24 protein-coding genes and 2 tRNA genes are annotated in these 18,716 nt (G+C 72.7%); 6 read left to right on the top strand and 20 right to left on the bottom strand.

Going from position 1 to position 18,716, the window contains the following annotated elements:
- Nucleotide 1 precedes the first annotated feature (1 nt).
- The 10 genes from V2J63_RS04410 to V2J63_RS04365 form a co-directional block, all read right to left on the bottom strand.
- Nucleotides 2–1,720, bottom strand: coding sequence for a DNA cytosine methyltransferase (locus V2J63_RS04410; RefSeq protein WP_331229790.1), 1,719 nt, complete (start codon nt 1,718–1,720; stop codon nt 2–4).
- Complete coding sequence (locus tag V2J63_RS04405; protein ID WP_331229789.1) at nt 1,717–2,031, bottom strand: hypothetical protein; 315 nt, start codon at nt 2,029–2,031, stop codon at nt 1,717–1,719. Before V2J63_RS04405 ends, V2J63_RS04410 begins: the two co-directional genes overlap by 4 nt.
- A gap of 6 nt (nt 2,032–2,037) precedes the next feature.
- Nucleotides 2,038–2,382 carry a hypothetical protein gene (locus V2J63_RS04400; protein ID WP_331229788.1) on the bottom strand — a complete coding sequence of 115 codons (345 nt, stop codon included), beginning with the start codon at nt 2,380–2,382 and terminating at the stop codon, nt 2,038–2,040.
- Nucleotides 2,379–2,822: an ASCH domain-containing protein gene (locus V2J63_RS04395; protein WP_331229787.1), complete on the bottom strand. Its 444-nt coding sequence runs from the start codon at nt 2,820–2,822 to the stop codon at nt 2,379–2,381. The genes V2J63_RS04400 and V2J63_RS04395 overlap by 4 nt, the downstream gene beginning before the upstream one ends.
- Nucleotides 2,819–3,061 (bottom strand): hypothetical protein, encoded by a 243-nt coding sequence (locus V2J63_RS04390; protein WP_331229786.1) that lies wholly within the window; start codon nt 3,059–3,061, stop codon nt 2,819–2,821. Before V2J63_RS04390 ends, V2J63_RS04395 begins: the two co-directional genes overlap by 4 nt.
- Nucleotides 3,058–3,828: a hypothetical protein gene (locus V2J63_RS04385; RefSeq protein WP_331229785.1), complete on the bottom strand. Its 771-nt coding sequence runs from the start codon at nt 3,826–3,828 to the stop codon at nt 3,058–3,060. The genes V2J63_RS04390 and V2J63_RS04385 overlap by 4 nt, the downstream gene beginning before the upstream one ends.
- Nucleotides 3,825–4,244: a hypothetical protein gene (locus V2J63_RS04380; RefSeq protein WP_331229784.1), complete on the bottom strand. Its 420-nt coding sequence runs from the start codon at nt 4,242–4,244 to the stop codon at nt 3,825–3,827. Before V2J63_RS04380 ends, V2J63_RS04385 begins: the two co-directional genes overlap by 4 nt.
- A complete protein-coding gene (locus V2J63_RS04375) occupies nt 4,241–4,465 on the bottom strand; it encodes a hypothetical protein (protein WP_331229783.1) in 225 nt (74 codons plus the stop codon). Before V2J63_RS04375 ends, V2J63_RS04380 begins: the two co-directional genes overlap by 4 nt.
- Before the next feature lie 50 nt (nt 4,466–4,515).
- Nucleotides 4,516–4,785: a hypothetical protein gene (locus tag V2J63_RS04370; RefSeq protein WP_331229782.1), complete on the bottom strand. Its 270-nt coding sequence runs from the start codon at nt 4,783–4,785 to the stop codon at nt 4,516–4,518.
- A 74-nt stretch (nt 4,786–4,859) separates the two neighbouring features.
- A complete protein-coding gene (locus V2J63_RS04365) occupies nt 4,860–5,081 on the bottom strand; it encodes a helix-turn-helix domain-containing protein (RefSeq protein WP_331229781.1) in 222 nt (73 codons plus the stop codon).
- 108 nt (nt 5,082–5,189) lie between these two features.
- Between V2J63_RS04365 and V2J63_RS15750 the strand changes: the two genes are divergently transcribed.
- Nucleotides 5,190–5,516: a helix-turn-helix domain-containing protein gene (locus tag V2J63_RS15750; RefSeq protein ID WP_434056286.1), complete on the top strand. Its 327-nt coding sequence runs from the start codon at nt 5,190–5,192 to the stop codon at nt 5,514–5,516.
- On the opposite strand, the gene V2J63_RS04360 is transcribed toward V2J63_RS15750, so the two are convergent.
- Nucleotides 5,478–5,550, bottom strand: a tRNA-Asn gene (locus V2J63_RS04360). The two genes, V2J63_RS15750 and V2J63_RS04360, sit on opposite strands and share 39 nt — an antisense overlap.
- Nucleotides 5,551–5,636: 86 nt before the next feature.
- Nucleotides 5,637–6,143 (bottom strand): hypothetical protein, encoded by a 507-nt coding sequence (locus V2J63_RS04355; protein ID WP_331229780.1) that lies wholly within the window; start codon nt 6,141–6,143, stop codon nt 5,637–5,639.
- Nucleotides 6,144–6,189: 46 nt separating this feature from the next.
- Here V2J63_RS04355 and V2J63_RS04350 point away from each other — a divergent pair.
- Nucleotides 6,190–6,263: transfer RNA gene (locus tag V2J63_RS04350), tRNA-Ile, on the top strand.
- On the opposite strand, the gene V2J63_RS04345 is transcribed toward V2J63_RS04350, so the two are convergent.
- The gene (locus tag V2J63_RS04345; protein WP_331229779.1) at nt 6,245–6,952 is read right to left on the bottom strand and encodes a DUF8692 domain-containing protein; all 708 of its coding nucleotides are present in this window, start codon (nt 6,950–6,952) and stop codon (nt 6,245–6,247) included. The genes V2J63_RS04350 and V2J63_RS04345 overlap by 19 nt on opposite strands.
- A 125-nt stretch (nt 6,953–7,077) precedes the next feature.
- On the opposite strand from V2J63_RS04345, the gene V2J63_RS04340 reads away from it, so the two are divergent.
- On the top strand, nt 7,078–7,674 hold the full coding sequence (locus V2J63_RS04340; RefSeq protein ID WP_331229777.1) for a LysE/ArgO family amino acid transporter: 597 nt from the start codon (nt 7,078–7,080) through the stop codon (nt 7,672–7,674).
- Nucleotides 7,675–7,734: 60 nt separating this feature from the next.
- On the opposite strand, the gene V2J63_RS04335 is transcribed toward V2J63_RS04340, so the two are convergent.
- The 5 genes from V2J63_RS04335 to V2J63_RS04315 all read right to left on the bottom strand — a co-directional run bounded on the left by V2J63_RS04335 (nt 7,735) and on the right by V2J63_RS04315 (nt 12,200).
- Nucleotides 7,735–8,046, bottom strand: coding sequence for a hypothetical protein (locus tag V2J63_RS04335; RefSeq protein ID WP_331229776.1), 312 nt, complete (start codon nt 8,044–8,046; stop codon nt 7,735–7,737).
- Between the two features lie 106 nt (nt 8,047–8,152).
- Nucleotides 8,153–8,356 (bottom strand): helix-turn-helix transcriptional regulator, encoded by a 204-nt coding sequence (locus tag V2J63_RS04330; RefSeq protein WP_491062220.1) that lies wholly within the window; start codon nt 8,354–8,356, stop codon nt 8,153–8,155.
- Between the two features lie 43 nt (nt 8,357–8,399).
- Nucleotides 8,400–9,254, bottom strand: coding sequence for an ABC transporter permease (locus tag V2J63_RS04325; RefSeq protein WP_331229774.1), 855 nt, complete (start codon nt 9,252–9,254; stop codon nt 8,400–8,402).
- The gene (locus V2J63_RS04320) at nt 9,251–10,195 is read right to left on the bottom strand and encodes an ABC transporter ATP-binding protein (RefSeq protein WP_331229773.1); all 945 of its coding nucleotides are present in this window, start codon (nt 10,193–10,195) and stop codon (nt 9,251–9,253) included. The genes V2J63_RS04325 and V2J63_RS04320 overlap by 4 nt, the downstream gene beginning before the upstream one ends.
- A gap of 160 nt (nt 10,196–10,355) precedes the next feature.
- The gene (locus V2J63_RS04315) at nt 10,356–12,200 is read right to left on the bottom strand and encodes an amidase family protein (protein ID WP_331229772.1); all 1,845 of its coding nucleotides are present in this window, start codon (nt 12,198–12,200) and stop codon (nt 10,356–10,358) included.
- A gap of 280 nt (nt 12,201–12,480) precedes the next feature.
- Between V2J63_RS04315 and V2J63_RS04310 the strand changes: the two genes are divergently transcribed.
- Together V2J63_RS04310 and V2J63_RS04305 are read left to right on the top strand one after the other, a co-directional pair.
- Nucleotides 12,481–13,065: a sugar O-acetyltransferase gene (locus V2J63_RS04310; RefSeq protein ID WP_331229771.1), complete on the top strand. Its 585-nt coding sequence runs from the start codon at nt 12,481–12,483 to the stop codon at nt 13,063–13,065.
- Between the two features lie 172 nt (nt 13,066–13,237).
- Nucleotides 13,238–14,611 (top strand): hypothetical protein, encoded by a 1,374-nt coding sequence (locus tag V2J63_RS04305; protein WP_331229770.1) that lies wholly within the window; start codon nt 13,238–13,240, stop codon nt 14,609–14,611.
- Nucleotides 14,612–14,731: 120 nt separating this feature from the next.
- Here V2J63_RS04305 and V2J63_RS04300 read toward each other — a convergent pair whose 3' ends face one another.
- Nucleotides 14,732–15,286: a hypothetical protein gene (locus V2J63_RS04300; RefSeq protein ID WP_331229769.1), complete on the bottom strand. Its 555-nt coding sequence runs from the start codon at nt 15,284–15,286 to the stop codon at nt 14,732–14,734.
- A 58-nt stretch (nt 15,287–15,344) separates the two neighbouring features.
- On the opposite strand from V2J63_RS04300, the gene V2J63_RS04295 reads away from it, so the two are divergent.
- A complete protein-coding gene (locus tag V2J63_RS04295; protein ID WP_331229768.1) occupies nt 15,345–16,115 on the top strand; it encodes an endonuclease/exonuclease/phosphatase family protein in 771 nt (256 codons plus the stop codon).
- Between the two features lie 290 nt (nt 16,116–16,405).
- On the opposite strand, the gene dnaG is transcribed toward V2J63_RS04295, so the two are convergent.
- Nucleotides 16,406–18,589, bottom strand: a complete 2,184-nt coding sequence (dnaG, locus tag V2J63_RS04290; protein WP_331229767.1) for a DNA primase — start codon at nt 18,587–18,589, stop codon at nt 16,406–16,408.
- Nucleotides 18,590–18,716 lie beyond the last annotated feature (127 nt).

Below are 18,716 nucleotides of genomic sequence, written 5' to 3'. Positions count from 1 at the left end.
CTCACGCCGCCTCCCCGGTGATCGCCTCGACGACGGTCGCGATGAGGTCCCGCGCTGCTGGCGGGGTCACGGCATTGCCCGAGAGCTTCACCTGCTCCCGGCGGTTTCCGGCCATGAGGTAGTCGGACGGGAACGCCATGGCCTGCTTGATTTCGTGGGGCTCGAGCATCCGGAACCGCACGTCGTCGATGTTCACCGTTGGGCGGTCGGCTGCAAGGAGCGACTGGTGACCCTTCGTCGTCACGGTGCGGATCGGCTCACCGGCCGGGGTGACCATCTCGGCGCCGCCGGTGTTGTTCCGCATGACGAGCCCGTAGGCCTCCCGCGTGGTGAGCGCGCGCAGCACGTGGTCGCTGGTGCGGGCGTCGTCGTTCCAGGTACCGCCAGCGGGGACGACGAGCGCGTGCCGGTCGTGCGCGGTGACGGTGGGCAGTGAGCGCCCAGCTGGGACGGTGCCGCCGTTGCCGTAGTAGGACGTGATGAGCGCGTGGTGGTTGCCGGAGGCGGTGACGGTGGCGAGCGGGTCGGCCGTTGGTCGCGCCGTGGACCCGCCGCCGCGCAGCTCGGCGATGAACGGCGGGAACGCGACGCCGGACTCGTTGCGGGTTGTCTGCGTGCGCAGGGCCCGCGTCATCGACTCGGGCTGCTTGCCTTCCCGGCCCTCGACGGGGACCATCACCGGCGCGTAGGCGAGGGCCTTGGACTCGCGGGTGTGCATCGTCTGCGTCGGCTCAGCGAGCGGCCACGCCCGGTAGTAGGAGTCCGGGTCCATAAACCGCGGATGCTTCGGGTCGGCCGCGTCGTAGGGGTTGCCGCCGTTCTCGACGAGGAGCGGCGCCCAGTAGCGGTCGATGCCCATCTGGATCCGGCGGAGCGTCTTCTCCGCCAGCGGGCGGGCCCGGTCCCCGATGCGCTCCCCCGGCAGCGACCAGTCGATGATCGAGGACGCCGGCAGCCACCCCGGCTCGACCTGCTGGCCCCGGCACGAGACCTTCGGGCACCGGTAGACGTACTGCGAGCGGTACCGGCCAGTGCGCGTGCCAGGCTTCTTCCACGCCTGGACCGCGTTGACGACCTCGTCGCACACCGGGCAGAACGCGCGCGGCCGCTGCATCCGTTCGAAGTCCGGCGCCCGCTCCCCCGCCCGCCAGAACGCGATGTACACCCGATCCCGGGACTGCGGCGCCGGCAGACCCATCGCCTGCGCGTGCATCGAGTTCAGGCTGATGACCCGGTGCTTGTAGCCCATGGCGTGCATCGCAGCCAGCCACGAGTCGAACAGGCCCCCGCGGACCCCGTTGCGTGAGGTCCAGTCGACGACCTCGACGACGTTCTCCACGAGGATCGCCCGGTACTCGTGCGCCTCGGTGAACCGGATGACGTCCCACATCGTCGCCCGCGAGCGCTCGGCGGCCTCATCGGGGAGGACGTCGCCGAAGAGGTCGGGCTGGGTGGGGAGCTTGCGGCCCTTCGCGCGGGAGTGGTTCGTGCACTCCGGGGACGCCCAGAGCATGTCGGTCGTCGGGACGTAGCGGGGGTCGGTCTGGGAGATGTCGGCCTGGAGGTGGTCGGTGTCGGGGTGGTTCGCGTTGTGGGTCTCGATCGCGAGGGCCCAGTGGTTCGCGGCCAGGCGCACGGACACGCCGGGGACGTCGACGGCGCCCGTGCTCGAGCCGCCTGCCCCGCAGAACAGGTCGGTCATCGTGAGGTTGGAGCTCATGTGGTGGGTTCCTTCGCAGGGGCCGTAGTGGCGGGCGCGGCGTCGCGGCCCGGGCACACGGCTCGGTGAACGTGGTGGCGCTTCTCGTGGTCAGCGAGCGGCCAGTTGTCGGTGATGAGGTGGCACTTCATGCGGCCACCGAAGACGGCGTGCCCCGCCGAGGGGTCCGTGCGCGGTGCGGGCTCCGCGTGCAGCGGGATCCACGACGTCGCGGGCTCGAGCGCTGAGGGCGTGCGAGCGGCGCGGTCGGGGACGTACAGGGCGAGGAGGATGTCCCCGCCGCAGTCCCGGCACTTCTTGAGCAGAGCCACGCCCGATCACTCCCCCGCCGGGTCGGTGCGGACGTAGACCCGCACGCGGGCGTTGTGCGCCGAGCGGCCCGAGGACCGCTCGAATCGGTCGTACTCCACGCCGTCAGGGCCGGCGACCGTCGCCCGCGCGAGCAGGCCCCGCGCGATCGCCCGGTGGAACAGGCCCCCACGGGCGGAGTCCGGGATGCCGAGCGCGTCGAGCTGCGGGCGGACCGTGTTCGAAGACAGGACCCGCCCCACCGGGTAGGACGCGATCACCCGATCGAACTCGGCGACGTCGTCCTCGGTCAGGACCCCGAGCGAGAGCTGCTGCCCCTCAACCTTGAGCCGCTCGTTCTCCGTCATCGTCATGACGCCACCGCCTCGAGGTCGACCGCGCCGTCAGGGAGCGTCCACAGACCGAGGCGCCCCCGGTACGGGACCGGCTCGGGCAGCGGGCGCGGGTTCGCGAGGACGAGGTGCCAGACGTCCTGCTGCGCCCACGGCGAGCAGAGGCGCGCGCGGTCGAACGGGTCCAGCCCCATGCACCCTTCATCTGGCGATTCGTGGACGCCGACGAGGTCGACGACGCCGATCAGCGCGCCGAAGACGAGTGCCGTGGGCACCTCGGAGCCATACGCGGCCTTGTGCGCGCGGCTGCCGTCGTTGTCCTTCTCGAACGGGGCGAGCCCGGCGTGGATCGCCACCGGCCCCCGGTACGCCCCAGCGAGGTTGCGGGACCGGTTCTCGACGTCCTTGCCGCCATGGATGATCGCCCACGCCCACGGCTGGCGAACGGTCAGCGCCCTCATGCTCCGCTCACCTCGTCGAGGGCTTGCAGCCGGCGCAGGCCCCGCACCATGAAGGCGACGACGACCGTGAGCGCGATCGGGCCGAGGACGAGGTGCCAGAGCTTCGGGCAGTCCAGAGACGTGAACCACAGGAGCGTCACGTACAGGGCGACGCCCGCCGGGAGGACCAGGGCGAGGAGCCCGACGAGGGTCCGGCGGACCTGCTCGTCCGTGGTCCGGGTCGGTGGTGAGGCGGTCATGATGCTCGCTCCATCTCTCTGATGCCCATGAGGGTGAGGACGTCGCGTCGGCCGTCGCGGTACGCGCGGGTCTGGACCGAGCGGAGGTCGACACCGCAGCGTCGAGCGGCCCGCTCGGGGAGCTCGCCCGAGCGGACGAGGAAGGCGAAATCGTCGAGGTCGATGCCGTCACGGCCGCCGAACTGGCGGGCCGGAAGCGCGGTGTGGCTCGGCACCTCATCCGGGTTGTCGATGTCCTCCCACGCCAGGGGCGGGGCGTATCCGCGGCGGACAGCGCGTTCACGGTTACGGGCCGAGGGCCCCTCCCGCATCGAGAGCCGGTCGTACATCTCTGCGACCGCGTCGTGCGTGAACTGCCGGACGTGCTCCCTGGACCGGGCCAGGACGTTCGTCGTGACCCCGGACTCCTCCTTCATGGCCTCGTGCGTCCAGCCCATCCAGATCAGTGCGCGGACTCGTCGGCGGGTGCCGATCCCGGGGACGAACGCGTCGGGGTTGCTGCGGTTCAGCACGACGTCAGGCGTGATCGCGAGGATCGCCCGCGCGGTCGCGACCTTCACCTTCGGGCGCCGCAGATGGAGCATCGTGTGGACCGTCGTCCGAGCCAGGCCCGCGGCCTCACCGATCGCGACCGGCGTGCACCCCGGCGTCTCGAGCAGCTGCTCGATGTGCGCGAACACCGGCGCCGACGGGATCATCCGAGGACGTCCCAGGTGCCGGTCGACCCGGTACTGCTTCTGCCACGCAGGCGGCATGGTCGCCGTCATGACGCACCCCCACGGGTGAGGGCGGCCTCGGTGCGGTGGTCCGCCTCGTGGTCCTTCGCGATCCGGTACGCGTCCGCCATCACCACTTCCACCCACGTCTCCGGGCAGAGGCGGCACGACCCCGACCAGCGCGAGTCGTTCGTGAGCTTGAGCGACGTCATGGTGCGGAGGTCACCGTTCACGGCGTCCGCGAGCGCCTGCATCTGCTCCGCGAGCTCGGTCGACGCGGCGACCTGCCGCTCCCGGTCGATCTCCGCGCGGACAGCGGCCTCGGTGACCTCAGCGACGTGGGCGGCGAACTGGCGGAACACGCCCGGCGCGTCCCAGTCGGGGAACCACGTGCACGAGCAGGAGAACGTGCGGCTGCGCGTCGTCTGGAAGTGGTCCGCGGCGATGCGGTCGGTCAGTGCGCTCATCGGGTCCTCACCTCGATCTGGGAGGCGGTGGCGCCGACCTCGATCGCCGCGTAGACCGCGTGGTCGAGGCGGAGTTGCGCCGCCCGGTAGGACGGGTGGTCCTCGTCGTGGAGGACGCAGAGGACGCCGGCGGCGAGCTGCGCGTCGACGACCTCCTGTAGGGCCGTGGGCAGCGCCTGCGAGGAACGGCGGCTCGGCGCCGTGCCACGGGCGACGGTCACGCGACCGAAGGCTGGCGGGCGCGGGACCGGGCGGTGAGTCGTCGCGGCGCTCACGTCAGGATCGCCTTGCACTCGGTCACGGACTTCTCGTGAGCGTCGGCGATCGCCGCGTACAGCTTCGCGAGCGCCTCCCACGAACCGACACCGGACTCGTGGCCGGGCCACGGGACGCGGCGGGCCGCGCAGTCGCGGGCCTCGCGGGCACTCTCCTTGTAGCCGTGCGCCACGCCGGCGAAGTGGGCGACGGCGCGGTTCTCGTCGGCTGCGAGGCCCGCGAGGGTGAACGTCGGAGCGTCGGGGGAACGGGTGATAGCGGTCATCGATATCCTCGATCTCGTAGTGGTGACGCCGGGTCTCTCTTGCTGGGGATGGCCCGGCGTCGTCGTCTCTGGGGTCAGCCCGCGAGCGCGGGGCTGGCGTCCTCGGGCTGGTCGGCCCGGGTGAGGAGCGCCTCGACGTCAGAGCGCCGGAAGCGTCGATGGCCGGCGGGGGTGCGGGTCGCTGCGATGCGGCCCGCGGCCTCGTACCGGCGGAGCGTGACGGCCGAGAGGCCGACGAGGGCGGCGGCGTCTCCGATGGGCAGCCACTCGTCTTCGTATGCCTGCTTAGTTGCCATGTGCCAGACCTAAGCACACTTACTCCCGCTGGGTCAACCGATACGCTGTGAGCAAGCGCACCAAAGTTCCCCTTGCGTAGGTTTGGCTAGGTCTGCCACAGTGCTCCTATGAGCACGCACGCAATCGAAGAGGGCACCTGGATCCCCGAGTGGACACTGGCCGACCGGCTCCGGAAGGCACGCCAGTCGACCGGGCTCCGGCAGCGGGAGTTCGCCGAGAAGCTCGAGGTCGGCGCGCCGGCCTACGCGCAGTGGGAGAGCGGCAACAACCAGCCGCGCGACATCGTCACGCTGGCCCGCCGCATCGAGATGCTCACGAGCATCCCCGCGACGTGGATCCTGGGCCTGAACGAGGAACGCCCCCGGCCCGCAGGAAGCGGGGCCAGGGGCGGAATGCTCCCGCGGTTGGACTCGAACCAACAACCGTCCGATTAACAGTCGGATGCTCTGCCAATTGAGCTACGCGGGATCGCGGTGATGACTCTAGCAGGATCTGGAGGGCCCCCGAGCACCGCTCCGGGACCTGCCGGGTGTGACCTCCGCCCCAGCCAGGAGCTACTCCGGCAGGCCCACCGCCTGGCGTGCGCGGCGCTCGAGCTCGTCGAGCTGACGCTGCTCGTCCTCGCTCCCCGTGAGCGGCCCGAACGCCGTGAGCATGGAGTACAGCGCTCCCTCCTCGTCGCGGCGCACGGTGGCGCGGACCCGCGCTCCGGGGAGCTCGAGGGTCTCGGCGTGGACGACCGAGGCCTGGACGCGCTCGCGCACGCTGGCGGTGAAGCGGTCGACGGCGTCGTCGGCAAGGGTGAGCTGTTCCTTGGCCCGCTCGCGGTCGGACCACGTGATCGTGAACGTCCGCGCGTCGCCGTCCCAGCGGCCGTTCTCGATGTGGTGCCACGGGGTGCGGTCGCGCACACCCTCCTCGTCGACGACGACGAGGGCCGCCTTGGTGACGACGGCCCAGCCGCCGTCGGCGAGCTCGGCGGCGACGAGCGGGCGGTCACCGGCGGGGAGGCGGCGGGCCAGCGGGTCGGGCAGGCGGGTGGTGCGGCGACGCTTGAGCATGCCTCACGGTAACGCCGCGGCGAGCGGATACGCTGGGTCGCCGTACGCCCCAGTAGCTCAGCCGGTCAGAGCAGCGGACTCATAATCCGTCGGTCGTGGGTTCAAGCCCCACCTGGGGCACCTCTGTAGCCCCGGAAAGCTGTCGCCACGCCGTCCTCGGTCCGCCGCCACACGATCATCTCCGACACGCTCCAGATCGCGAGGGCGACCCCGACCATCTCGAGCCACTCCTCGAGGTGCATGAGGAGCTTGAGGTGCCACGTCAGCTGTTCGTAGCTGCGCTCGACGAAGCCGCCCCACGTCTCGACGCCGACGGCGCCGAGCAGGAAGACGAAGCCCGCGGCGACGAGCCCGACCATGACCGGGAGAGGGAGCCGTAGCGCGAGCGGTGCCAGCAGCGCTGCGACGACGACGGCGAGGACGACACCCGCGACGACCCAGCGGTAGGAGAACGGGTCGAACGGGAGGTACTCAGTGAGCAGATCACCGAGCACCCACAGCTTCTCGTGGAGCATGGCGTACTCGTCGATCGAGGCGTACACGGCCACGGCCGCGAGGAAGAACCACGAGAGGCGCAGACGCGGGGCGTGCGCGCCGACGGCGACGGCGGTCAGCGCGAGCAGGGCCCACAGGACTGAGGCGTACCACGTCGCCGCGTTGTGCTCCCCGGCCACGTCGACCAGCACGTGCAGCCCGTGCCACGGGGAGCTCTCGAAGCCGGTGAGGACCACCGCCACGTAGAGCAGACCGGAGATGACGGCGATCCCTGTCGCGATCCCGACGAGGGTCCAGAGGACGCGTCGGCCCATCGGCGACGGGAGCCTCGACTCACGGATGCTGGGCTTACTATCGACCGACTGCGCTGGCATGGAGCCACAATGCCGTGGACCCGCGCCGATTCCAGGGAGGCACGCGCGGGATATCCTTCCTCCCCGTGTGGAGCATCGCGGGGACAGGCCTCGTCACGGGGCTGGCCCTCATCATCGCCATCGGCGCGCAGAACGCCTTCGTCCTCCGGCAAGGCATCCGGCGCGAGCACGTGGGCACCGTCGTCGCCCTGTGCATGCTCGCCGACGCCGCGCTCATCCTCATCGGCACGGCCGGCATCGGGGCCCTCGTCTCCCGCTTCCCCGACGCACTCGAGGTCCTGCGGTGGGGCGGCGCCGCCTACCTCACGTGGTTCGCCGTGCGCTCCTTCATCGCCGCCGCACGACCGTCGGCGCTCACCGCCGAGGCGCCGCGCTCACGCGGCTCCGTCGTGGCGACGACCCTCGCGCTCACCTTCCTCAACCCGCACGTCTACCTCGACACGGTCGTCCTCCTCGGGAGCATCGCGAACCAGCACGGCGCGGACGCCCGGTGGGTCTTCGCGGCCGGGGCGACGGCGGGCAGCGTTCTGTGGTTCTCGGCCCTCGGCTACGGTGCGCGCGCGCTGTCCGGGGTGCTCGACAGCCCGCGGGTGTGGCGGGGGGTCGACGTCGTCATCGGCGTCGTCATGCTCGTCCTCGCGGTCAGGCTCGTGCTGCACTGACCGGGCGCAGCGAGCGGCAGCCCCGACGCGGACGCGGGGCGAGCAGGCCCGGGGTGCCGCTCAGGCCTCCTCCTGGCTCACAGATCCCTCTGCGGACTGGAGCTCACCGACCTCGACCCACGCGCGGACGCCCGGCTCGTCGATGTTCGACGCCTCTGCGGACGCCCACGCCTTGCCGTCGTGGGAGACGGTCCAGCCGGCGGGGTAACTCTCCGAGCCGTCCCGCGGGTGGCCCCACTCCTGGCCCTGCTCGCTGCCCTCGTAGGTGATGTAGCGGGCCGACTGCGTGTTGACGCCGGCGCGCGCGTCCAACCTCCGCTGCCGCCGCCGCTCCGCAGCCGCACGCCGGGCCTCGCCCTCAGCCTCTGACACCCATCCACCTCCGCCGAAATCTCACCAGTGGCTCCGAGAATAGTGTTTCGGCGCGCGAGAGCACGCAGATGCGCCCGAGATCACAGGCGGCGGCGCACCACCCCGGTCACGACGCGCCCGCCCCCAGGCGCGGGAACGGCCGGAGCGAGAACACGACCTCGAGGGACACCTCGAAGTACTCCGCGATACGCAGCGCCAGCTCGAGGCTCGGGCTGTACTCCCCCCGCTCCAGGTACCCGATGGTCTGGTAGTGCACCTCGAGCGCCTCGGCGAGATCGCGCCGGGAGACGCCGCGCTCGGCGCGGAGCATGGCGATGCGGTTGTGGACCCCTCCCCCCGAGGGCGCGGCACGCTCAGCCAATGCGCTGCAGCCGCTCGTGCATCCGCGCCTCGACCGCGGACCCGGACTCCCGGCGCGCCATCCGACGCAGCACGCGCGGCGCGACGACGAGGCCGAGCGCCACCCACAGGCCGAGCACACCGAGCGCCTCGACGATGCGCCACTGCTCACCGACCTCGAGCACGCGGGCGTCGTCGGGCAGGAACGCCCACCGCAGCCCGTGCCCGAGCCAGTACATCGGGAAGACCTGGGCGACGACCTGGAGCCAGGCCGCGAGCTGGGTGAGGGGCGTGACGATCCCGGAGATCGCCACGAGGCCGATGACCGGCAGGAGGCCCCACGTGCTCACGTGCGACGGCTTGCGCGCGACCGAACCGATGATCATTCCGAGCGGCATGGCGACGACGAGCCCGAGGACGAGCAGCGCGGCCACGACGACCCAGCCGACGGCGCCGCGGTGCATGAGCCCGTCGACGAAGAAGGCGGTCGGCGTGACGACGATGAGGAGCATGGGCAGCGTCCCGAGCGCCTCGAGGACGACCTCGCCCGTGACGTAGCCCTTGATCCCGTGCGGCGCCGAGCGCAGCCGCAGCAGCGTGCCGTCCTCGCGCTCGGTGACGAGCGCGAACGCGGGACCGACGACGCCACCGAAGATCACCATCGCGGCGAGCGTGCCGGGCAGCGCGACCTGGGGGACGGTGAGGTCCGTGCCCTCGACGACGGCGTTGCGGCTGAAGAAGAGGAAGGCCAGGACGCCGCCGCCCCACATGAGGTAGAAGACGAGGTCCTCGGGGTTGCGCAGGCTGATCCGGAAGAGGATCAGCCCCCGGCGCAGCCCTACCCGGATCGCGTGGCTCGAGGCGCTCATCGCAGGACCTCCGTGGACTCGTGGGGGCTGGTGCCGAACGCTCGCCGGCCGTCGTCGCGTGGGCCGCTGGTGACCTCGTGCCGGTGGACGAGCTGGATGTAGGTGTCCTCGAGGGTGGCGCGCCGCACCTCGAGGTCGATGACGTCGTCGTGCTGGGCAAGGAGGGACCGGACGAATGCCGTCGCGTCGTCGGCGGCGTGGACGAACCGCTCCGCGCCGCGCGACCACGTCACCTGCGCCTTGCCGGCGACCTGGTGGGCGAGCTGCTCCGCCGTCCCGTCAGCGACGATGCGTCCGCCCGCGAGGATGAGGATGCGGTCCGCGAGCCTCTCGGCCTCGTCGAGGTCGTGGGTGGTGAGGACGATCGTCGTGTCCTCGAGGTCGACGAGCGCGTGGACGACGTCGTGGAAGTCGCGCCTCGCCTCCGGGTCGAAGCCGGCCGTCGGCTCGTCGAGGAAGAGGAGCTCCGGGCGCCCGACGATGCCGACGGCGACGTCGAGCCGGCGCCGCTGGCCCCCGGACAGGCGCATGATCATCTGGTCGGCCGACTCCGTGAGGCCGACCGTCTCGATGAGCTCGTCGACGTCGCGGGGCCGCGCCCGGCCGGGGGTGCTGTAGGGGCGGTAGTACTCGCCGAGGTGGGCGAGGAGCTCGCGCACGCGCCAGCGGCGGTGGTCGCGCCACGACTGCAGGACCATGCCGATGCCGGCCCGCCACTCCTCCGGCGCCCGGGCCGGGTCCTCGCCGAGCACCTCGACGTCGCCGGCGGACCGCTCGCGGAAGCCCTCGAGGATCTCGATCGTCGTCGTCTTTCCGGCGCCGTTCGGGCCGAGCAGGGTGACGACCTCCCCGCGGTGGACGTCGAGGTCGACGCCCTCGAGCACGTCCTTCGTGCCGTACCGCATGCGGAGGTCGCGGACCCGGATCACCGAGCCGGTCATGAGCGTCTCCTGTCGCTGCCCTGTACCGTTCGGTAGTAGGTGTACTACATCCAGTCGTGGGTGTCCATACCCTCAGACGCGGCAGCAACAACTCGGGGGCGCGACAGAAGGGGCGCCCGACCGGCGGGCGCCCCTTCCGTCATTCACCTCACGGGTGCGGTCAGCGCGCGTCCGTCCGTCGTCGGCGCGCCCACGGCAGCGCGGCGGCTCCCGCTCCGAGGGCGAGCAGCACTCCGGCGACCCAGACGAGCGGCGTCACGCCGGCACCCGTGCTCGGCAGCTGGCCGCCGCCACCACCGGCGACCGGAGGGGCGTCGTCGGTCGGGTCGACCGCGGGCGGGGTCGTCGGGTCGGTGCCCGGCCCGGAGGGCGCGGGCGTGGTCGGGACCGCCGTCGGCTCGGGCGTCGGCTCCGGCGTCGGGGCCGGCGTCGTCGGGTCCGGCGTGGGCTCGGGCTCCGGGGCGACGAGCGCCGGGGTGCTGGCGGGCGCCGTGCGGTGCCCGGTGGCCTGCTCGTAGTCGTAGCTCATCGCGAGCAGCGTGGGCTCGGAGAACGGCATGCCCATGAGCTCGACGCCGACGGGCAAGCCGGCCTCGGTGAAGCCGGCCGGGACCGAGATCGACGGGAAGCCGGTCTGCGCGGACGAGCCGCAGTTCGTCCCGGGCTGGGACTCCTCGACCGGCCGCGCGACCTGCCGGATCGTCGGGTACGCGACGGCGTCGAGGCCGTTCTCCGCGAGGGTCGCGGAGAGGAGCTCCCGGGCCTGCTCCTGCTTGGCGAGCTTCTCGGCGTAGACCTCGTTGGGCAGGTCGGCCGCGGCGTCGAAGTTCGTGATGCTCGTCAGCACGGACGGGGTGACGTCACCGCTCGCGACGATGTCCGAGAGCGTGAGGGCGTCAGCCGGCGCTGTGAGCTCGGCCAGCCCCGCGGGCCACGTGGCGCCGGCCTGCGAGATGTAGGTGTTGAAGTCGCGCTTGAACTCGTCGCCGATGACGCCGGACTCGGCGATCGCGTCGACGTACTCCTGCGGCATCGTGATCTCGACGACCGTCGCGCCCTGCGCCTCCATGTCCGCCATCGCCGCGCGGACGAGCGCGGAGGTGGGAGCCTCCTCGGGCGTCACGCCGAGGTACTCGGGGTTGACGAGCAAGCCGATCGTGCGGCCCTCGAGCGCCGTGTCGTCGAGGCTGTCGAGGTAGGAGTCGGGGACGTGGCCGGCGGAGCGAGCCGTGATCGGGTCCTTGGGGTCGTACCCGACCGTCGCGTCGAGGAAGAGGGCGACGTCCTCGACGGTCTTGGCGATGGGGCCGCCGACGTCCTGGGTGTGGGACATCGGCGCGATCCCGTCGCGGCTCGACAGGCCCCACGTCGGACGGAGCCCAACGAGGTTGTTCTGCGCGGCCGGGATGCGGATGGACCCGCAGGAGTCGGAGCCGAGCCCCGCCGTCGCGAAGCTCGCCGCGACGCTCGCGCCCGTGCCACCGCTGCTGCCACCGGGGTTGCGCGTCTGGTCGTAGGGGTTGCGGGTCTGCCCGCCGAGGGAGCTGATGCTCGTGATACCGGCGGCGAACTCGTGGAGGTTCGTCTTGGCGATGACGATCGCGCCGGCCGCGCGCAACCGCTCGACCTGCGTCGCGTCGTCGGCCGTCTGGAAGTCCGCGAGGGCGACGGACCCGCTCGAGGTGGGCATGTCCCACGTGTCGTAGTTGTCCTTGACGACGATCGGCACGCCGTGGAGCGGGCCGCGGACGGTGCCGGCTGCCCGCTCGGCGTCGAGCGCCGCAGCCTCCGCGAGGGCGTTCTCGTTGACGGTGATGACGGAGGACAGCCCGGGCTGGTCCCCGTACGGGGTGTCGTAGGCCGCGATGCGGGCGAGGAACTGCTCGACGAGCGCGACCGACGTCGTCGACCCGGCACCGAGCAGCGCGGAGGCGTCCGCGACGCCGAGCTCGACGACGTCCGGAGCGGGCTCCGCGGCGAAGACCGACGGGGCGGTCAGGGTCATGCCGGCGAGGCCGGCGGTCAGGCACAGCGTGGCCGCGCCGGCCCGTCGGGATCTGTGCCGAGCTGGTCCGGTACCTGGTGCGGACAAAGGAGTCTCCTCATCGAAAAGAACGCGTGGACACCGCTGAGCCACGAGCGGCCGTGCGGTGGGGCGCCGGGGCGCCCTGCGTCCCGAACGCTAGGGAGCCGGTGTTTCGGCGTCGTTTCCGACACGTGTCGGTCACGTTCTCGTCGTTCCGAGGCGCGACGCGGGTGCCACCGCCCGGTCGTAGGCTCCCGGCATGACGACGACGGACCCCGCCGACCCCCGCTCGATGCGTGAGCGCATGCTCGCCGGCGACCTCTACATCGCCGACGACGACGAGCTCGCCGAGGAGAGCGCGCAGGCGCTCGACCTCATGTCCGCCTACAACGGGACGTCGGTGCGCCAGCGGGTCCTGCGGCGCACGCTGCTCGAGGCGATGCTCGGCTCGGTCGGCGCGGGCGTCGAGATCCGCCCGCCGTTCCGCATCGACTACGGCACGCACATCACGGTCGGGGACCGCGTGTTCGCCAACTACGGGCTCGTCGCGCTCGACGTCGCCCCGATCACCATCGGCGACGACGTGCAGATGGGCCCGAACGTCCAGCTCCTCACGCCGACGCACCCGGTCGAGCCCGGCCCCCGCCGCGAGAAGTGGGAGGCCGCCGAGCCGATCGTCATCGGCGACAACGTCTGGCTCGGCGGCGGCGTCATCGTCTGCCCCGGCGTGACCATCGGTGCGGACACGGTCGTGGGCGCCGGCTCCGTCGTCACCCGGGACCTTCCCGCCGGGGTCGTGGCCGTCGGGAACCCGGCGCGCGTCATCCGCCAGCTCAGCGGCTGACCAGCGGAGTCGTCCGCGTCGGCGTCGTACCCGAGGATGGCGGTGCTCCCCGGGCCGCACGCGCCCGCGGACCGTTGACCGTCTCCTGCGCTCGCCCTACGCTCGGGGCAACGCCTCCTCGCGCGGTGCAGCCGTAGAGCGGCGATCGACGCTCCGCCCTCGGGAGGCCGGCATGGGTCCGTCTCGTCATCGCCTCGCACCGTCCGCACGAGCGGGCGAGGCCGCCGTCGTCACGACGGCGGCGCAGCGCTCCTTGCCTCCCCACCTCGCGGAGGTGCTGACGCTCCAGCGCACCGCTGGCAACGCCGCCACCGCACAGCTGCTCCACCTGACACCGGGGTCCGCTCGCGACGGCCTCACGCTCCAGCGTGAGGGCTCCCGCCCAGGCACGTGGAGCACCGGAACCGCCCCGCGAACCGTGGAAGGCGCCGACGGTCTCGTGACGCTTCCCCCGGTCACTCTCCTCGACTTCCTCAGTGTCGCCACCGTCCGCCGCCGGCCGGCGCCCGCGCAGCCGCAGCAGGACGTCGACGGCGCACGCCGCCGGCAGGAGGAGGAGCAGCGGCGGGCAGAGGAGGAGGCCGAGCGTCGCGCCGCGGAGGAGCGCCGACGCCAGGCAGAGGAGGAGCTCCGCCGGCTCGAGGAGCTCCGGCTCCAGGACGAGGCTCGGCTGGAGGAGGAGAGGCGCCTCGCCGAGGAGCAGGCACAGGCCGAGGAGGAGCTCCGCCGCCAGGAGGAGGTGCGCCAGCGCAAGGAGGCCGAGCGGATCGAGCGCCTGGCGCAGGAACGTGCGGCGTGGAAGGTGTTCCTCGCGTCAGTCGCCGCAGAGCTCGAGGCAGCGATGGCCCAGGCGGTGGGACCCCAGTCCTGGGCCGAGCTCACGGAGGCCGAGCGGAGCGCTGCCCTCACCCCGGTCCTCGCCGTCGCCGACGAGCCGTACGAGCAGAAGGGAGACTTGGAGAGGGCGGCACAGCCCAAGAAGAAGGTCACCGGCGACGCCCTGGCGGGTCGGGTGCGGGCGCGCATGGTCGCCGCCGGGACGAGTGCGATCAACAGTCAGGCGCCGGCGTTCGCGAAGATCGCCAGCGCGCGCATCGCCGCTCGCGAACAAGCCGCGAAGCTGGCCGTCCCGGTCATGACCTCCGACCTGACAGCGCTCGCGACGGACGACTACCCCAAGTCGGACGTCTTGCAACGCGCCGTGGCGCAAGGCTTCGTGGAGCTCGTCCACAACTCGACGTACCGGACCGTGATGGAGAAGCAGCAGAAGAAGGGCCAGCAGCACGCACCTTTCTCACGGGAGTACAGCGTCCGGATCTACGGCACCGCGGCCAACCCCAACACTTACCGCTGGTGCAGCTGGCTGGTGCACGTGCACTTCAGCTCGAGCGCCAACCCGACCGCGATCGAGTACCTCCACATCAAGCGCAAGACGGAGAAGACGGCCAAGGTCAACCACACGTTCACGGGCACGCTGACCCAGCTCCTCGCACCGGCCGTCGCGCAGTCGGTCAACACCGGCAAGGACGCCGCTATCGGCATGTAGCGCCGATCGCCGCGCTCGACCATCGCGCCGCCGGTGCCGTTACCCGCGACGAGCACGCGCGCGGGCTCGTCACACCCACGACGCGCGCGTTCTCGCCACACCCGCGGGGAACGGGTGCGCTCACTCCTGCAGGACGCCGAGGTCCTCGACGAGGCTGAGGAAAGCCCGGGCGTAGGGGCTGTCGGAGACCTCGTCGCGCACGCGGTCCCAGTCGATCTGCTCGCGCAGGGCGCGGGCGAGGGGCAGGAGGCGGGAGAAGTCGCAGTAGTGCTCGCCCAGCACGCGCAGCTTGGAGGAGATGATGTCCGTCGCGCTGATGACCGGCATGCGCACGGCGAGCACCTCGAGCATGTCCGCACGCTCGAAGAGGTCCGGCTCGACCGGCTCGCCGCACACGCGGAAGAGGACGTCGACGAGCGCGCCGCGGTTGTACGCCTTGAAGAGCCAGTTCTCCGCCGGCTCGTGGACGTCGAGGCCGGCGGCGGCGACCGCGGCCCGCGCCCGGTCGACGTCCTCCTCGCGGATGACGAAGTCGGCGTCGTGGTCGGGCTCGGGCGCGCCGCGCGCCCAGGCGGCGTAGCTGCCGCACAGTGCGTAGGGGATGTCTGCGTCGGCCAGGGCGACCCCGGCCCGTCGGAGGCCGTCGTGGAGGGCCTCGCGTTCGTCGTCTGCCATGGCCAAGGGTTTACACGAGCGGGTGCGTGCCCGCACCGCGAGCGCCACAATCGTCTGGATGCGGCTCGCGACCTTCAACATCCTTCACGGCCGGTCCCTGGCCGACGGTGAGGTCGACCTCGACCGGTACGCCGACGCCGTCGCCGAACTCGACGCCGACGTCCTCGCGCTCCAGGAGGTCGACCGCGACCAGCCCCGCTCCCACGGCGCGGACCTGACGACCATCGCGTCCGAGGCGATGGGCGCGCACGAGCACCGCTTCGCCGCGACGCTCGCCGGGCTGCCGGACGTGTGGACGGCCGCCACCGGGGACCTGCAGCCGAGCACGGCGAGCTACGGCGTGGCACTGCTCAGCCGGTACCCGGTGACGTCGTGGACGGTGCTCGCCCTGCCCGCGCTGCGCGGGCAGGTGCCGGTCGTCTTCCCCGGTCAGCGGAGGCCAAAGCTCGTGCGGGACGAACCGCGCGTGGCCGTTGCCGCCGTCATCGAGGCGCCGCGCGGCCCGATGACGGTCGTCTCGACGCACCTGACGTTCATCCCCGGGTGGGGTCCGATCCAGCTCCGCCGGCTGATCCGCCGTCTCCGCGGCATGCCGCGGCCCGCCGTCCTCATGGGTGACCTCAACCTCGTGGGCTCGCGGCCGGCGCAGGTCACGGGGTGGCGGCCGCTCGCCGAGGGGCTGACGTTCCCCGTCGCCGAGCCGGACCGTCAGCTCGACCACATCCTCGGCCACGGGCGTGTGCGCCCCACGTCCGACTCGGTGTCGATCGACACCGGCCTGTCCGACCACCGCGCGCTCACCGTCGACGTCGAGCAGCACGAGCCGTAGCGGGTCAGCGGGGCCGCGACCGCGGGCGGGCTTGCCTCGCGAGCGCGGACGCGAATCGCGCCACACTCGGGACTCATGATGCGCGTGTGACGTCCTGCGTAGCCCTGGACGTCACATGCGTCCCACGTGTGGCGCGAATCGGCGCGCAGCCGTGGGCGCGGGGGGGGGGGGGGGGGGGGGGGGGGGGGGAGAGTGGGGGGGGGGGGGGGGGGGGGGGGGGGGTGGGGGGGGGGGGGGGGGGGGGGGGGGGCGCGCATCCGGGTGCGCGCCGGGCCCTGCGCGCCGGCGGGCTAACCCTCGTCGGCGCGCAGAGCCCGGCGGCGGCTCTCGAGGGAGACGAGGTCGCCGAAGAGCTGGGCGTAGTCCGGGTCGGCGGGGTCAGCGCGCTGAAGCCGGCCCTTGAGGTCGGCGATCTGCCGCGTCACCCCCATCTCGATGAGGGAGAGGAGCACACCGCGGGCATAGCCGCCGAGGGCCTCCTCGCGGTCGGCCGGGAGCGGCGCGACGGCCAGCTCCGTAATCACCCCGGCCACCGGCCCGACGGCGTTCTCACGCACCTGCTCGCTCCACCACGCCGCGGCGTGGTCAGCGGCCTGACCGGCGCCCTGCTGCGCGCTCGCCCGCTCGAGCGCCTCGCCGTAGGCCGCCGTGCCGCCCGCGGCGCGGATGGCGTCGTGGACCCCGCGGTAGGCGGGGACGGTGAACGTGTCCGGGGCGAGGTCGTCGAAGCCGGCGCCGAGCGCGTGCTGCGGGAGCTGGAGCACCACCTCGAGCACCTCGCGCTCGAGGCGCGCGACCGGGTCCTCGCGGCCCGGCCGGCCGTTCGACTGGGGCCCGGAGCTCGCGGCGTAGCCGCGCCCGCCGTCCCCGCCGTCGCGCGACCCGTAGGCCGAGCCGCCGCCGCGTGAGCCATAGCCGGAACCGCTGTCACGCGAGCCGGACCCTCCGCCGCGCGAGCCGTAGCCCGGCCCTCCGTCGCGGGGGCCCGCGTCGCGCGAGCCGTAGCCCGCCCCGCCGTCGCGGCCCGGGCCCCCGGACCGGCCGTCGCCGCCCCCGGAGCGGCCGCCGCTGCCCGCGCCGCCCCCGCCCCGGCCACCCGCGCCGCCGGCACCACGAGAGGCGCTGGCGACGGCCCGGCGGACATCGGCCTCGGCCATGCCGAGCCAGCCTGCGAGCTCGCGCGCGTACTCGCTGCGCAGGGCGTGGTCGCGGATGTCGGCGACGACGGGGGCCGCGACACGCAGGCCCGCGACCCTGCCCTCGGCCGTGTCGAGGTCGACCTGGGCGAGGACGGAGCGGATGGCGAACGCGAAGAGCGGCTGCCGCCCGGCGACGAGGTCGCGCACCGCCCCCTCGCCGCGCTGCTGGCGCAGCTCGCACGGGTCCATACCGCTGGGCTCGATGGCGACGAACGTCTGGGAGGCGAAGTTCTGGTCCTCGCCGAACGCGCGCAGGGCGGCCTTCTGCCCGGCGGCGTCGCCGTCGAACGTGAAGATGACCTCTCCCCCGCGGGTGCTCCCGGAGGCGAACATGACCCCGGCGGCGCCGTCGGCGGACTCCCCGAGGAGGCGGCGCACGATGCGCACGTGGTCCCCGCCGAATGCCGTCCCGCACGTCGCGATCGCCGTCCCGACCCCGGAGAGGTGGGCGGCCATGACGTCGGTGTACCCCTCGACGACGACGACCCGCTTGTCCTTGGCGATCGCCTTCTTCGCGAGGTCGATGCCGTAGAGGACCTGCGACTTCTTGTAGATCGCCGTCTCGGGGGTGTTGAGGTACTTCGGGCCCTGGTCGTCCTCGTAGAGGCGCCGCGCGCCGAACCCGATCGTGTCCCCCGTGATGTCGCGGATGGGCCAGACGAGGCGGCCCCGGAACCGGTCGTACACGCCGCGGTTGCCCTGGCTGACGAGCCCGGAGGCGACGAGCTCGGGCTCCGTGAAGCCCTTGCCGCGCAGGTGACGCATGACGTTGTCCCAGCCCTTGGGCGCGTATCCGACACCGAACCCGTCGGCCGCGGTGCGGTCGAAGCTGCGCTCGGTGAGGAAGGCGCGCGCGGTCTCCGCCTCGGGGGTCTGCAGCTGCGCCCGGTAGTACTCCTCGGCCACGCGGTGCGCCTCGATGAGGCGCTGGCGCCGCCCGTGCTCGGAGGGCTGGCGCCCCTGCCCGCCGTCCTCGTAGCGGAGCTGGATGCCGGTCTTGGCCGCGAGGTGCTCCACGGCCTCGGCGAACGAGAGGTGGTCGACCTTCTGGACGAAGGAGATGACGTCCCCGCCCTCGTCGCACCCGAAGCAGTGCCACAGCCCGAGCTGGGGGCGCACGTGGAAGGACGGGGTGCGCTCGTCGTGGAAGGGGCACAGGCCCTTCATCGACCCGACGCCGGCGGACTTCAGCGTGACGTGGGCACCGACGACCTCGTCGATGCGTGCGCGCTCACGAACGGCGGCGATGTCCTCCCGCTTGATGAGCCCAGCCACGCCCTCGAGTCTAGGCGTCGCCCGCGCCACCCGGACCCGCTGGGGACGCCGGGTGACCAGCGCCACGACGGGCCGGCGTCCCCTGTCCGGGCCTCGCCCGCACCGACTCCGCCGCCCTGTCCTCCCG

The sequence above is a fragment of the Georgenia wangjunii genome, assembly GCF_036421975.1.
Classification (GTDB): domain Bacteria; phylum Actinomycetota; class Actinomycetes; order Actinomycetales; family Actinomycetaceae; genus Georgenia_A; species Georgenia_A wangjunii.
Note: the sequence above shows the minus strand (reverse complement) of the source record. Positions and strands in the feature narration are given on the sequence as shown.

Coding starts and splice junctions, on each gene's coding strand:
- V2J63_RS04355 (WP_331229780.1), bottom strand. CDS start 6,143: ATGCTCAAGCGTCGCCGCACCACCCGCCTGCCCGACCCGCTGGCCCGC.
- V2J63_RS04390 (WP_331229786.1), bottom strand. CDS start 3,061: ATGACCGCCTCACCACCGACCCGGACCACGGACGAGCAGGTCCGCCGG.
- V2J63_RS04400 (WP_331229788.1), bottom strand. CDS start 2,382: ATGACGATGACGGAGAACGAGCGGCTCAAGGTTGAGGGGCAGCAGCTC.
- V2J63_RS04295 (WP_331229768.1), top strand. CDS start 15,345: ATGCGGCTCGCGACCTTCAACATCCTTCACGGCCGGTCCCTGGCCGAC.
- V2J63_RS15750 (WP_434056286.1), top strand. CDS start 5,190: ATGAGCACGCACGCAATCGAAGAGGGCACCTGGATCCCCGAGTGGACA.
- V2J63_RS04380 (WP_331229784.1), bottom strand. CDS start 4,244: ATGAGCGCACTGACCGACCGCATCGCCGCGGACCACTTCCAGACGACG.
- V2J63_RS04325 (WP_331229774.1), bottom strand. CDS start 9,254: ATGAGCGCCTCGAGCCACGCGATCCGGGTAGGGCTGCGCCGGGGGCTG.
- V2J63_RS04330 (WP_491062220.1), bottom strand. CDS start 8,356: ATGCTCCGCGCCGAGCGCGGCGTCTCCCGGCGCGATCTCGCCGAGGCG.
- V2J63_RS04345 (WP_331229779.1), bottom strand. CDS start 6,952: ATGGGCCGACGCGTCCTCTGGACCCTCGTCGGGATCGCGACAGGGATC.
- V2J63_RS04300 (WP_331229769.1), bottom strand. CDS start 15,286: ATGGCAGACGACGAACGCGAGGCCCTCCACGACGGCCTCCGACGGGCC.
- V2J63_RS04310 (WP_331229771.1), top strand. CDS start 12,481: ATGACGACGACGGACCCCGCCGACCCCCGCTCGATGCGTGAGCGCATG.
- V2J63_RS04410 (WP_331229790.1), bottom strand. CDS start 1,720: ATGAGCTCCAACCTCACGATGACCGACCTGTTCTGCGGGGCAGGCGGC.
- V2J63_RS04385 (WP_331229785.1), bottom strand. CDS start 3,828: ATGACGGCGACCATGCCGCCTGCGTGGCAGAAGCAGTACCGGGTCGAC.
- V2J63_RS04320 (WP_331229773.1), bottom strand. CDS start 10,195: ATGACCGGCTCGGTGATCCGGGTCCGCGACCTCCGCATGCGGTACGGC.
- V2J63_RS04365 (WP_331229781.1), bottom strand. CDS start 5,081: ATGGCAACTAAGCAGGCATACGAAGACGAGTGGCTGCCCATCGGAGAC.
- V2J63_RS04370 (WP_331229782.1), bottom strand. CDS start 4,785: ATGACCGCTATCACCCGTTCCCCCGACGCTCCGACGTTCACCCTCGCG.
- V2J63_RS04315 (WP_331229772.1), bottom strand. CDS start 12,200: ATGACCCTGACCGCCCCGTCGGTCTTCGCCGCGGAGCCCGCTCCGGAC.
- V2J63_RS04305 (WP_331229770.1), top strand. CDS start 13,238: ATGGGTCCGTCTCGTCATCGCCTCGCACCGTCCGCACGAGCGGGCGAG.
- V2J63_RS04395 (WP_331229787.1), bottom strand. CDS start 2,822: ATGAGGGCGCTGACCGTTCGCCAGCCGTGGGCGTGGGCGATCATCCAT.